10 protein-coding genes are annotated in these 11952 nt (G+C 62.1%); 9 read left to right on the top strand and 1 reads right to left on the bottom strand.

What is annotated here, in order from left to right; genetic code table 11:
- Nucleotides 1-466: 466 nt before the first annotated feature.
- The 9 genes from ACE3P2_RS00050 (at nt 467) to ACE3P2_RS00010 (ending at nt 11748) form a co-directional block, all read left to right on the top strand.
- On the top strand, nt 467-1909 hold the full coding sequence (locus tag ACE3P2_RS00050; protein ID WP_374259443.1) for a TolC family protein: 1443 nt from the start codon (nt 467-469) through the stop codon (nt 1907-1909).
- 16 nt (nt 1910-1925) lie between these two features.
- Nucleotides 1926-3347: a multicopper oxidase family protein gene (locus tag ACE3P2_RS00045; RefSeq protein WP_299886589.1), complete on the top strand. Its 1422-nt coding sequence runs from the start codon at nt 1926-1928 to the stop codon at nt 3345-3347.
- A 37-nt stretch (nt 3348-3384) separates the two neighbouring features.
- Complete coding sequence (locus ACE3P2_RS00040; protein WP_374259439.1) at nt 3385-4041, top strand: cytochrome c; 657 nt, start codon at nt 3385-3387, stop codon at nt 4039-4041.
- Nucleotides 4042-4149: 108 nt separating this feature from the next.
- Nucleotides 4150-4581 carry a DUF411 domain-containing protein gene (locus ACE3P2_RS00035; RefSeq protein WP_374243942.1) on the top strand — a complete coding sequence of 144 codons (432 nt, stop codon included), beginning with the start codon at nt 4150-4152 and terminating at the stop codon, nt 4579-4581.
- Between the two features lie 30 nt (nt 4582-4611).
- Nucleotides 4612-4950, top strand: a complete 339-nt coding sequence (locus ACE3P2_RS00030) for a copper-binding protein (RefSeq protein WP_334170134.1) — start codon at nt 4612-4614, stop codon at nt 4948-4950.
- Between the two features lie 262 nt (nt 4951-5212).
- Nucleotides 5213-6490 carry a TolC family protein gene (locus ACE3P2_RS00025; RefSeq protein ID WP_334170135.1) on the top strand — a complete coding sequence of 426 codons (1278 nt, stop codon included), beginning with the start codon at nt 5213-5215 and terminating at the stop codon, nt 6488-6490.
- Nucleotides 6487-8106, top strand: a complete 1620-nt coding sequence (locus ACE3P2_RS00020) for an efflux RND transporter periplasmic adaptor subunit (RefSeq protein ID WP_374259435.1) — start codon at nt 6487-6489, stop codon at nt 8104-8106. The genes ACE3P2_RS00025 and ACE3P2_RS00020 overlap by 4 nt, the downstream gene beginning before the upstream one ends.
- A 13-nt stretch (nt 8107-8119) precedes the next feature.
- The gene (locus tag ACE3P2_RS00015; protein WP_334170137.1) at nt 8120-11254 is read left to right on the top strand and encodes an efflux RND transporter permease subunit; all 3135 of its coding nucleotides are present in this window, start codon (nt 8120-8122) and stop codon (nt 11252-11254) included.
- A 227-nt stretch (nt 11255-11481) separates the two neighbouring features.
- Entirely contained in the window at nt 11482-11748 is a 267-nt protein-coding gene (locus tag ACE3P2_RS00010) for a DUF2933 domain-containing protein (protein WP_334170138.1), read from the top strand.
- Between the two features lie 79 nt (nt 11749-11827).
- Here ACE3P2_RS00010 and ACE3P2_RS00005 read toward each other — a convergent pair.
- A partial coding sequence (locus ACE3P2_RS00005) for a transposase (RefSeq protein ID WP_374259569.1) occupies nt 11828-11952 on the bottom strand: 125 nt, incomplete at its 5' end.

Genomic DNA, 11952 nt, shown 5'->3' with positions numbered 1-11952 from the left:
TTGGCAGCGTTATTTTGGCGCAAGTCGCTTCCACTCTTCCCAAGATTACAAAGATGTAATTCCCGGGTCAGTCTCCTGTCGGTTTTTGCGCCCCAAACTGCTCGCCATGGGAACACCAGATTCCCGATGCCCCTCTTTGACCCCACGGAGACGACCGATGCGATCAATTCTGCTCGGGCTGCTGGCACTGGCCTTGACGAAAAGCGTCCTGGCTGCTGAGCCGCCCACCCTGGAGCCTGCCTTCAGGACGTCCCCCAATGCGCCCTCCTTGTCCGATTATCGTGCCTGGTCGGAAGTCCCCGTTGGCTCATGGCGAGCTGCTAACGAAGGTGTCCAGCGATCAGGCGGCACGCATACGGGCCATTCGGCACCTGCCAACACCGATGGGGCTTTGCAGAAGGAAAGCGGAGCGACGCCGCCGGCCTCAGCGAGGCCTCCTGCTGACCATCACCATTAGGAGTCTGCCATGCGCTCAACCCTATCTGCACGACACTCCCGCTCCATCAAGGGGCTGACCGCCCTGGTGCTTGGAACGCTGGTCCTGAGCGGCTGTGCCAGTTTCTCCTCGGACGGAGGTTTCGACACCGTGCGTGAAACGACCCGCACCCGCATCGGAGCAGACGCCCAGTGGGTCAGGAGCGACGAAGCCCGCAAGGAGATCGATGCCCGCGTGAGCGAGCTGCTGGCCAAGCCTCTGGCTGCTGAAGATGCTGTTCAGGTCGCCATTTACAACAACCGGGGACTTCGCGCCGCATTCTACGATCTTGGGATCAGCGAAGCCGAGATGGTCCAGGCCGGGCGCCTGCCGAACCCTCATTTTTCGATGCTTCGCACCAGTCGTGCCGAGAATGGGGTACGCGAATTCAAGATCGAACAGGTGCTGACCTTCAACCTGTTCGCGCTGATCACCATGCCGCTTGCCGTGGAGGTCGAGAAACGCAACTTCGCCCAGACCCAGCGCATGACGGCACTGGAGGTGGCGAGGCTGGCCTCCGAGACGCGCAAGGCCTACTTTGGTGCCATCGCGGCCGAAGAGTCGGTCCGTTACCTCCGAAAAGTAAAGCAGGCGGCGGAAGCCGGCGCTGGCCTGGCCCGCAAGATGGCGGAAGTCGGTAACTTCAACCGGCTGCAGCAGGCGCGCGAGCAAGGCTTTTATGCCTCCGCAGCCCTCGAACTGGCTCGGGCCGAGCAAGCCAGCATTGCGGCACGGGAGCGGCTGACCAAGCTGCTGGGCTTGCCATCACCCCAGGCGATTCGACTCCCCGAGCGCCTGCCAGATCTGCCCAAGTTGCCCGACGAGCTGCCGGCAGTCGAGCAAACGGCACTGGATCAGCGCCTTGATCTCCAGGCGGTCCGTCTCGAAACCGAGGCGCTGGCCAAGAACCTTGGCCTCACCCAGGCCACACGCTTCATCAACGTGCTGGAGTTCGGGCCGGCGCGTGTCCTGGAGGGAACACGAGATAGCGGCTACAAGCGCGGCTACGAAGTGAGTTTCGAACTCCCGATCTTCGACTTTGGCGGCAGCAAGGTTGCCAAGGCGGAAGCCATCTATGGCCAGGCCGTTGAACGTGCGGCGGAAGCTGCCATCAACGCCCGTTCGGAAGTCCGCGAAGCCTATTCGGCATATCGCAACAGCTTCGACATTGCAAAGCATTACCGGGACGAAATCGTGCCGCTCAACAAGCGGATCGCCGAAGAGAACCTACTGCGCTACAACGGCATGCTGATCGGGGTCTTCGATCTGCTTGCCGACGCCCGCTCCCAGATCAGCAGCGTGAACAGCTACATCGAGTCCCTGCGTGACTACTGGATTGCCCAGAGTGATCTACAAATGGCCCTGATCGGCAAGCCCTCCTTGGCCGCCGCCGCGCGCACTTCCCCGGCCAGCACCGGCCGTCCGGATCACTGAACCGAAAGGACACCCGATGACATCCCGTCGCGCATTCATCCAAAGCCTGGGCCTGACCGGTGGCGCCGTGGCCGCGGCCTCGGTCAGTTCCGTCGCCATGGCCGCACTTCCTGAACTCATCCTGAAGGAGGATCCGAACACGGCGCCTCCGCATTTCCCGCGAGGCGTCACCGGCGCCGGTCGGCCCTATAACCCGGTGGTCACCCTCAACGGCTGGACGTTGCCGTGGCGCATGAACAAGGGCGTCAAGGAGTTTCACCTTGTGGCCGAGCCGGTTGTGCGGGAGATCGCTCCTGGCATGAATGCCCACCTGTGGGGTTACAACGGACAAAGCCCCGGCCCAACGATCGAAGTGGTCGAAGGCGACCGGGTCCGCATCTTCGTCACCAACCGCCTGCCCGAGCACACGACCATTCATTGGCACGGGCAACGCCTGCCCAGCGGAATGGATGGTGTCGGCGGACTCAATCAACCTCAGATTCCCCCTGGCAAGACCTTCGTCTACGAGTTCGTGGCACGCCGGCCAGGCACCTTCATGTATCACCCCCACGCCGACGAGATGACCCAGATGGCGATGGGCATGATGGGCTTCTGGGTTACCCATCCGAAGGAGCGGCACCCCCTTATCGACGAGGTGGACCGGGATTTCTGCTTCCTCCTGAACGCCTACGACATCGATCCCGGCAGCTACACACCGAAGGTGAACACGATGCTCGACTTCAACTTGTGGACCTTCAACAGTCGGGCATTTCCGGGCATCGACTCCCTCAATGTGCGCCAGAACGACCGGGTACGTATCCGCGTCGGCAACCTGACGATGACGAATCATCCGATTCACTTGCATGGTCACGAATTCACGGTCACCGGCACCGACGGCGGCCCGACGCCCAAGGGGTCGCGCTGGCCGGAAGTGACGACCGACATCGCCGTCGGGCAGATGCGTCAAGTCGAGTTCATCGCCAACGAAGCCGGTGACTGGGCCTTCCATTGCCACAAGAGCCACCACACGATGAATGCGATGGGCCATGACGTGCCGACGATGATCGGGGTCGATCACCGGGAGGCCGCCAAGCAGATCACCGATCTCATTCCCGACTACATGGTGATGGGAGAGCGCGGCATGGCCGACATGGGTGAAATGGAGATGCCGCTGCCGGACAACACCCTTCCGATGATGACAGGCCAAGGCCCCTATGGTGCGGTGGAGATGGGCGGCATGTTCACTGTCCTGAAAGTCCGTGCCGAGCAGAAGGTCGGCGATTACTCCGACCCCGGCTGGTACAAGCAGCCTCCCGGCACCCGTGCCTATGAATGGACCGGGCCCGCCGCTGAGCCGCCGCGCGCAAAAACCCAGGGGGGGCAATCCATGCCGGCGACGGGCAAGCCCGCAGCAACCGAAGTGCAGGTCCGAAAGCCCGGCCCGCATTCCGGTCACTGAGTTCCACTCACGATAACAAGCACTGAGGAACCCCATCATGAACAAGACTCTGATCACCCTGGCGGTTCTGGCTGCCGTGGGTGCGGCTTCAGGGGCCGTCCTTCTTTACTCCGGCGCCATCAACGTTGCCGCCGACGAGCCCCATCACCCGCTGACCTATCGTTTGCTCGAATTCGCGCGTGAGCGCTCCATCGCAGTTCGGGCAAGTGAGATCAAGCCGCCTGTTGATCTGACGAATCCGGAACGGGTCCGCCGGGGCTCGGGTAACTACGACGCGATGTGTGTGGGATGTCACTTGTCTCCGGAAGCAGAGGACTCGGAGATCCGGAAAGGGCTCTATCCGACACCCCCAAAGCTGACCGTCAAGCCCGAAGCTGCGCTCGACCCCCAATTCGCCCAGGCCCGTCAGTTCTGGATCATCAAGCACGGAATCAAGGCTTCAGGCATGCCCGCCTGGTCGAAGGGCGGGATGGAGGATGAAGCGATCTGGGATCTGGTCGCTTTTCTTCAGAAGCTGCCCGGGCAAACTGCGGCGGACTACACGGCGCTTGTTGCATCCAGCGAAGGACACAGCCATGGCGGGCTTGATGCCCATGATGCTCATGGCGACCATACCAAGGATGAACCCGTCTCTCCCGCCGTAGTAGAGAAGAAGGGGCACACGCATCCGCCCGGCTTCAAGCACACGCACTGAGGGCTGTAGCGCCTTTGCCTGAAGATTACAAAAATGTAATTTTCAGGACAGCTTCCCGTCGGTGTGCGCTTGCCAGAATGAGCCATCCCAATCACCAAAGGAATCGTCATGAAACTGCAGACGCTGATCTTGTCGTCCGTGCTGGGCCTGATGGCGGGCACCGTCCTGGCCGGAGCCCCGGTCGATGTGTACAAGAGCCCGTATTGCGGTTGCTGCGGTAAGTGGGTGGAACACATGCGTGCCCAGGGCTTCGACGTGAAGACGCATGACGTGGAAGACGTTCCGGGACAGCGCAAGAAGCTCGGCATGCCCGAAGCGTACGGGTCGTGCCACACGGCCAAGGTCGGCGGCTACCTTATCGAGGGGCATGTACCGGCAGCGGATGTCCAGCGCCTGCTGAAAGAGAAGCCCAAGGCCGTTGGCTTGGCCGTTCCCTCTATGCCGCCGGGCTCCCCCGGCATGGAAAGTGCGAAGCCGATGCCCTACGAAACGTTACTCGTCAAAGCGGATGGTTCGACCAACGTGTTTGCCCATCACTGATATCCGATATCTCTCATGAAGGAAATTTCCATGAAAACTCCGTTCATCGTCCTTGCCACAGTGCTGGGCACCGTATTTTCCATTCCCGCCATCGCTGCCAACGAGCATGCGGATCACACCGCCATGCACGGCGAAAAAAGCGGTGTTTCTGCCCAGATGACCGATGGTGTCGTCAAAAAGGTCGACAAGTCTGCCAGCAAGCTCACTCTGTCCCATGGCCCGCTGCCCAACGGCATGCCGGCAATGACCATGGTGTTCCGCGTCAAGGATCCGGCCTGGCTGGATCAGGTGAAGGCCGGCGACAAGGTCCGCTTCATGGCGGATCAGATCAACGGTGCGATGACCGTGGTGCATCTGGAACGCAACTAAGTTACTCGTGTTGCCGTGCATCGGGTCGACATATCGATTCTCAATCATGAGCAATTGACAGCGGTGCTCATGATTGGTGGTGCCGCCGGACTTATGTTGGGCGTGCTCGTGCTCTGGCTACTCAGAAAGCGGCCCGTCCCAAAGTCGACGAGAGTCGTCAAGGTGCAGTCGCGTGAGCGCAAGGGGCGACGTAAGAAGTGACGGCTTTCTGGTGCAGTGGCTTTGATTGCCAGAGTTCGACAATATTCAGGGAGTCTCATCAATGAAGATGCGTACGAAACCGCGCGTAAGTTGGTTGTACGCCATGCTGCTGGGGGCATTCAGTCTGGCTGCGCAGGCACAGGACGTGCCACTTGGCGCCAACGTTGAATCGCTGCTGGACTTCGCCCGCAGCCGCAATCCTGAATACGCCTCAATGCGCTACGAGGCCGAAGCCGCCGCCGAGCGGGTCACTCCGGCCGGCGCCTTGCCCGACCCGAAGTTGCGTACTGAGTTGCGCGACATCACCCGGATGGGTGAGCAGAACCCGACGCTGGCGCCGGCCCGCGTCGGCAGCACGCGGTACCTGCTGATGCAGGACGTGCCCTGGCTAGGGAAGCGGGATCTCAAGCGGGAAATCGCCGAACTCGATGCCCGTGGCGCCGAAGGTCGTGCCAGTGGAACCTGGGCGGAACTGGCGGCCCGGATCAAGACAGCCTATTCCCAGCTCCAGTACGTCCATCGCAATGAACAGCTGACCCGCGAGATCCTCGATCTGATGACACGCCTGGAAAAGATCGCCCAAGTGCGCTACGCAGGTGGCTTGGCGGCTCAGCAGGACGTGATTCGGGCACAGGTGGAGCAGACCGGCATGAAGAGCGAGCTGGTTGCCCTCGAGAATGAACGCCGGCAGCTCCAGGCAAGGCTGAATGCCCTCCTTGCAAGGCCCAGCGCGTCCCCCCTGGCTGCGCCAGAGCGCCTGCGAACGCTCCCGGCCCCGGCCCAACTCGACCCGCTGGCCCTTGAGGAGCGTGTGCGGACAAAGAACCCGCAGCTCTTTGCCGAGGAGGCACGCATCCGTTCGGCCGAAAAGAATCGCGAACTGACTTACAAGAACCGCTATCCGGACTTCACGCTGGGCGTTTCGCCAATCCAGTACCAGGGTTCCGTGAAGGAATGGGAGTTGATGGTCGAGCTGAACCTGCCCTTGCAGCAGGGCTCACGCCGTGCCCAGGAGCGGGAGTCGGAAGCCATGTTGTCAGCCGCGAAAGCCCGTCGCGACGCCACCGCCAACCAGGTTTTGGGTGAACTGGCCGAGAACCTGTCCGGCTTCGAGGCGGCCCGCAGAACCGAGACCCTCGCTGCAACCAGCTTGTTGCCGCAATCCGAACTGACTTTCAAGGCGGCGTTGGCCGGTTATGAGACCGGCAAAGTCGATTTCGCCACCTTGCTCGACGCCCAGCGGCAGATCCGTCAGGCCCGTCAAAACCGTATCAAGGCTCAGGCCGACGCGCAGATGCGCCTTGCAGAAATCGAACGAATCCTCGGAGAAGATCTATGAAAACAGGCGCAGGTATTGCGATCGGCCTGTCGGTCGCCCTGGCTGCCAGTGGCGGCTACTGGCTGGGGCAGCGGCCGACAGCAAGTCATGAACCTGCCGCCAGTCAGGTTGCAGCCCCTTCGGTAGAAGGTGCAAAGAAGGAACGCAAGCTGCTGTACTACCGCAACCCGATGGGCCTGCCGGACACCTCGCCGACGCCCAAGAAGGACCCGATGGGGATGGACTACATCCCGGTCTACGAAGGGGAGGCTGACGACGAGCCTGCAGCCGCCAACTCGATCAAGATCAGTACCGAGAAAGTGCAAAAGCTTGGCGTGCGAACCGAGGCGGCGGAACTGCGTACCCTCGACAAGCAGGTGCGCGCCGCTGGCCGCATCGAGATTGATGAACGGCGCAGCTTTGCCATCTCCCCGAAGTTCGAGGGCTACGTGGAACGCCTGCACGTGAACGTCACTGGGCAGCCGGTCGCCAAGGGCCAGCCGCTGTTCGAGGTGTACAGCCCGGAACTGGTCTCTGCCCAGCGTGAATACACCATTGCCGCCCAGGGTGTCGAAGCACTGAAGGACGCCGGCAGCGAGGCGCGGAGCGGCATGCAGCAGCTCGCCGAATCCAGCCTCTTGCGCCTGCGCAATTGGGACATCTCCGACGAGCAGATCCGCGCACTCGCCAAATCGGGCTCCACCAAACGCACGCTAACCTTCCGCTCGCCGGTGGCTGGCGTCGTCACCGAGAAGAAAGCCCTGCAGGGCATGCGCTTCATGCCGGGCGATACCTTGTACCAAGTTGCCGACCTGTCATCGGTATGGGTTGTGGCCGACGTGTTCGAACAGGACATTGCTCAAGTGCGTACGGGGGCCATCGCAAAGGTGCGCATCAATGCCTACCCGGACAAGGTTTTCGAAGGCCGCGTGACCTATGTCTATCCGACCCTCAATCCCGAAACGCGGACGGTGCCGGTGCGGGTCGAACTGGCCAATCCGGGCCAGCTCCTCAAGCCCGCGATGTTTGCTCAGGTCGATGTGCCCGTGGAGCGCAAGGGACAGGTCGTCACTGTTCCTACCTCGGCGGTGATCGACAGTGGTACCCGACAGATCGTCCTCATCGCGCATGGCGAAGGTCGCTTCGAGCCGCGGGACGTGAAGCTGGGTGGGCGTAGCGAAAGCCACATTGAAGTGATGGATGGCGTCAAGGCCGGCGAAAAGGTCGTCGTCGCCGCCAACTTCCTGATCGATGCGGAAAGCAACCTGAAAGCCGCGGTCGGCGGCTTTGGGCATTCGGGCCATGGCGGCGCGCCGAAATCCGGAAATGACGGCGAGAAGCCTGCGGCGGCGCCCCAGGCCGCCGGGCACCGTGCTGAAGGCACGGTGGACAGCGTCGATGCCAGGGACGGGACGGTCAGCCTGAGTCACGGCCCGGTCGCCAGCCTCAAGTGGCCGGCGATGACCATGGAGTTTAAGCTTGCCAATCCATCGCTGCTGCAGGCCTTGAAGCCGGGAGCCAGGGTGGATGTCGAGTTCGTCGAGCGCCAGCCAGGGGAATGGGTTATCACCTCGGTGGCCCCTGCCGGCAAAGCCGCCACGGCGGTGCCAGCTGCCAACCCTCACGCAGGCCACTGACACAGGATCCATCATGCTGGCCAAAATCATCGACTGGTCGGGCCGAAACCGCTTCCTGGTTCTGCTTGCCACGCTTTTCATTCTCGCCACCGGGGTGTTTGCGGTGCTGCGCACGCCCATCGACGCGCTGCCCGACCTCTCCGACGTGCAGGTCATCGTCTACACCGAATACCCCGGCCAGGCGCCACAGGTGGTCGAGGACCAAGTCACTTATCCGCTCACCACGGCGATGCTGTCGGTGCCCAAGTCGAAGGTGGTGCGCGGCTTCTCCTTCTTCGGCGCGTCTTTCGTTTACATCATTTTTGAAGACGGCACCGACATCTACTGGGCCCGCTCGCGGGTGCTGGAATATCTCAACTTCGCCGCCGGGCGCATGCCCAAGGGCATCACGCCGCAGATCGGGCCGGACGCCACCGGCGTCGGCTGGGTATACCAGTACGCGCTGATCGCCAAGGACAAGACCCTCGCCGAGCTGCGCACGATCCAGGACTGGTATCTGCGCTACCAGCTGGCCAAGGCCCACGGTGTTGCCGAAGTGGCTTCCATCGGCGGCTTCGTTCAGACCTATCAGGTCACCGTCGATCCGGTGAAGTTGCGCGCCTACGGCATTCCGCTGATGAAAGTTGCCCAGGTGATCCGCGACTCGAACCGAGACGTGGGCGGCCGCGTAGTGGAAATGGCCGAAACCGAGTACATGGTGCGCGGCAAGGGCTATCTGCGTGGCAGGGAGGACATCGAACGGCTGGTGGTGAAGGCCGACAAGGGAACGCCGGTGCTGATCCGCGACATCGCCCGGGTTGAACTGGCACCGGATGAACGCCGCGGCCTCACCGAACTGAACGGCGAAGGCGAAGTGGTGGCTGGCATCGCAATGGCCCGCTACGGCCAGAATGCACTGGAGGTCATCCATAACCTGAAGGACAAGATCGCCGAGATCGGCCCGGGCCTGCCGGAAGGCGTGACGGTGCAGACGGTCTACGACCGCTCCGAGCTGATCCACCGGGCCATCGAAACCCTCAAGGGCACGCTGATCGAAGAATCGATCATTGTGGCGCTGGTCTGCGTGGTCTTCCTCCTCCATGTACGCAGCGCACTGGTGGCAATCCTGATGTTGCCGGTGGGCGTCCTGATGGCCTTCATCGCCATGCGCCTGTTGGGCATGAACTCCAACCTGATGAGCCTGGGCGGCATCGCCATTGCGATCGGGGCTATGATCGACGCGGCCATCGTGATGATCGAGAACGCCCACAAGCACCTGGAGCGATTGCCGGAGGGCCACTCCACGGCCGAACGTTTCGAAGCCATGCTGGCCGCCTGCAAGGAAGTGGGCCCGGCGCTGTTCTTCTCGCTCCTGATCATCACCGTCTCCTTCCTGCCGGTGTTCACGCTGGAAGGCCAGGAAGGCCGGCTGTTCTCGCCGCTGGCCTACACCAAGACCTTCTCGATGGCCGGTGCGGCGATTCTGTCGGTGACCCTGGTGCCGGTGCTGATGCTGCTGTTCATCCGCGGCAAGATCATGCCGGAGGCGAAGAACCCGGTGAACCGGGTGCTGATCTGGGTGTATCGGCCGATCATCGCCGCGGTCATGCGCTGGAAGAAGTTGACCATCGTCCTCGCGGTGATCGTCCTGGCCGTTTCGGTCTATCCCGCGTCCCGTCTGGGCTCCGAGTTCATGCCGACCCTCAATGAAGGCACCTTGCTCTACATGCCGGCCTCGCTGCCGGGCATGTCGATCACCAAGGCCGCCGAGCTGATGCAGACCCAGGACAAGATCATCAAGAGCTTCCCCGAGGTGGAGTCGGTGTTCGGCAAGGCCGGCCGCGCCAACACCGCCACCGACCCGGCGCCCACCGAGATGTTCGAGACGGTCATCAACCTCAAGCCGCAATCCGAATGGCGGCCCGGCATGACGACTGACAAGCTGATCTCAGAGCTGGACAAGGCCCTGCAGTTCCCCGGTGTCGCCAACGCCTGGACCATGCCGATCAAGGCGCGCACCGACATGCTGTCCACCGGCATCCGCACCCCCATCGGCATCAAGGTCTTCGGCAAGGACCTGGACGAGATGGAGAAGCTGGCCAAGGAGATCGAGGCCGTCGTCAAAGCCGTGCCCGGCACCACCAGTGCCTTTGCCGAGCGCATTACCGGTGGCTTCTACCTCAATATCGAGCCCGATCGGGAGCAACTGGCCCGCTACGGCCTGGCCGTCGGTGAGCTGCAGGACGTCATCGGTAGTGCGTTGGGTGGCGAGATGGTCACCACCACCGTCGAGGGGCGCGAGCGGTTCGGCGTGACGGTGCGCTACCCGCGCGAACTGCGCTCTGATCCTCAGCAGATCGCCAGCCAGGTACTGGTGCCGACGATGGGCGGCGCGATGGTGCCGCTGGGGCAGCTGGCGAAGGTCTCGGTTGCGAAAGGCACGCCGGGCATCCGTACGGAGAACGCCTTGTTGTCGGCGTATATCTTCGTGGACATCCGTGACCGGGACATCGGCGGTTACGTGGCGGATGCGAAGAAGGCCGTCGCCGAGCAGATCAAGTTCCCGCCGGGCTACTACGTCACCTGGAGCGGTCAGTTCGAATTCATGGAGCGCGCCATCGAAAAGATGAAGGTCGTCATCCCGATCACCTTGCTGACGATCTTCCTGCTGCTCTACCTCAACTTCCGGCGCATCACCGAAACGCTGATCGTCATGCTGTCGGTGCCCTTTGCGCTGGTTGGTGGGGTGTGGCTGATGTGGCTGCTCGGCTACAACCTGTCTGTGGCCGTGGCGGTGGGTTTCATCGCGCTGGCCGGCGTGGCGGCGGAAACCGGCGTCGTGATGCTGATCTACCTCGATCATGCCTGGGAAGCCGTGAAGAGCACATGCCGCACTGCTGGGCGTGCCCCCAACGTCGGCGATCTCTATGCGGCGGTAATGGAAGGCGCTGTCGAGCGCGTGCGCCCGAAGATGATGACCGTCGTCGCGATCATGGCCGGCCTCTTGCCGATCATGTGGGGGACGGGCACCGGCTCCGAGGTGATGAGCCGCATCGCGGCACCGATGGTTGGCGGAATGATCTCCTCGACGGTACTTACCCTGGCGGTGATTCCGGCGATCTACGCCCTGGTGAAACAGTGGCGGCTGGATCGGGGCCAGGAAAGTTAGCGTGAACTCATTTGGGGACCAAAGAGGAGATCGGTGATGCCACCCCGTCCTTTATCAAGCCGCCGTGATCCGGTGTGCGGGTCGCCTGGGCTGCATGTCTTCCGGCGCAGCCTGTGGCGATTCTTCGAGCACAACGAACTGGAAAACGCGGCCCACGCTGGCAACCTGGCGTGCTGTAGCCGTCCTCCGTCGCCACGTTGATTCTTGTCTTACCGCAGGAGGTTGTGATGATCGATTCTCGTGAGCCATCCGAATCTGGAGCTGATGATCATCCTCACCATTTCCGGGGCGGCAAGTGGCTGTGGTGGGTGTTTGCCGCGATCGCCCTGTTCTACCTGCTAACTGAACACCGCGCGCATTTGTTTGGTGTCTTGCCCTACCTGCTTCTGCTGGCCTGCCCCCTGATGCACCGTTTCATGCATGGCCATCACGGTGCTCACAAGTCGCATGATCGCGATGCCGGTGAAGGAGGAGATGGCCATGGACGCCAGTAACAGTGATTACGGGTTATGGACACTCGTTGTCATCAACTCGATCTTCTTCATCCTGTTTGCCGCTAGGGTGTGTGGACATTCATGCAGCCCAAATGACAGCTGCACACAGACAGATGAACGACGCAAAGCGGGATGCCAGCTTGTCGTAGCGGGTTGCGATGCGCCGAAACTGTTTGACGCGGCAAAACCAGCGTTCGACCAGAT

The sequence above is a fragment of the Zoogloea sp. genome, assembly GCF_041911615.1.
Classification (GTDB): domain Bacteria; phylum Pseudomonadota; class Gammaproteobacteria; order Burkholderiales; family Rhodocyclaceae; genus Zoogloea.
The sequence above is the reverse complement of the archived record's forward strand: the minus strand, read 5'-3'. Positions and strand labels throughout refer to the sequence as shown.

Excerpts from the sequence above, each read along its gene's own strand:
- ACE3P2_RS00050 (WP_374259443.1), top strand. The coding sequence starts at position 467 with ATGCGCTCAACCCTATCTGCACGACACTCCCGCTCCATCAAGGGGCTG.
- ACE3P2_RS00045 (WP_299886589.1), top strand. The coding sequence starts at position 1,926 with ATGACATCCCGTCGCGCATTCATCCAAAGCCTGGGCCTGACCGGTGGC.
- ACE3P2_RS00040 (WP_374259439.1), top strand. The coding sequence starts at position 3,385 with ATGAACAAGACTCTGATCACCCTGGCGGTTCTGGCTGCCGTGGGTGCG.
- ACE3P2_RS00035 (WP_374243942.1), top strand. The coding sequence starts at position 4,150 with ATGAAACTGCAGACGCTGATCTTGTCGTCCGTGCTGGGCCTGATGGCG.
- ACE3P2_RS00030 (WP_334170134.1), top strand. The coding sequence starts at position 4,612 with ATGAAAACTCCGTTCATCGTCCTTGCCACAGTGCTGGGCACCGTATTT.
- ACE3P2_RS00025 (WP_334170135.1), top strand. The coding sequence starts at position 5,213 with ATGAAGATGCGTACGAAACCGCGCGTAAGTTGGTTGTACGCCATGCTG.
- ACE3P2_RS00020 (WP_374259435.1), top strand. The coding sequence starts at position 6,487 with ATGAAAACAGGCGCAGGTATTGCGATCGGCCTGTCGGTCGCCCTGGCT.
- ACE3P2_RS00015 (WP_334170137.1), top strand. The coding sequence starts at position 8,120 with ATGCTGGCCAAAATCATCGACTGGTCGGGCCGAAACCGCTTCCTGGTT.
- ACE3P2_RS00010 (WP_334170138.1), top strand. The coding sequence starts at position 11,482 with ATGATCGATTCTCGTGAGCCATCCGAATCTGGAGCTGATGATCATCCT.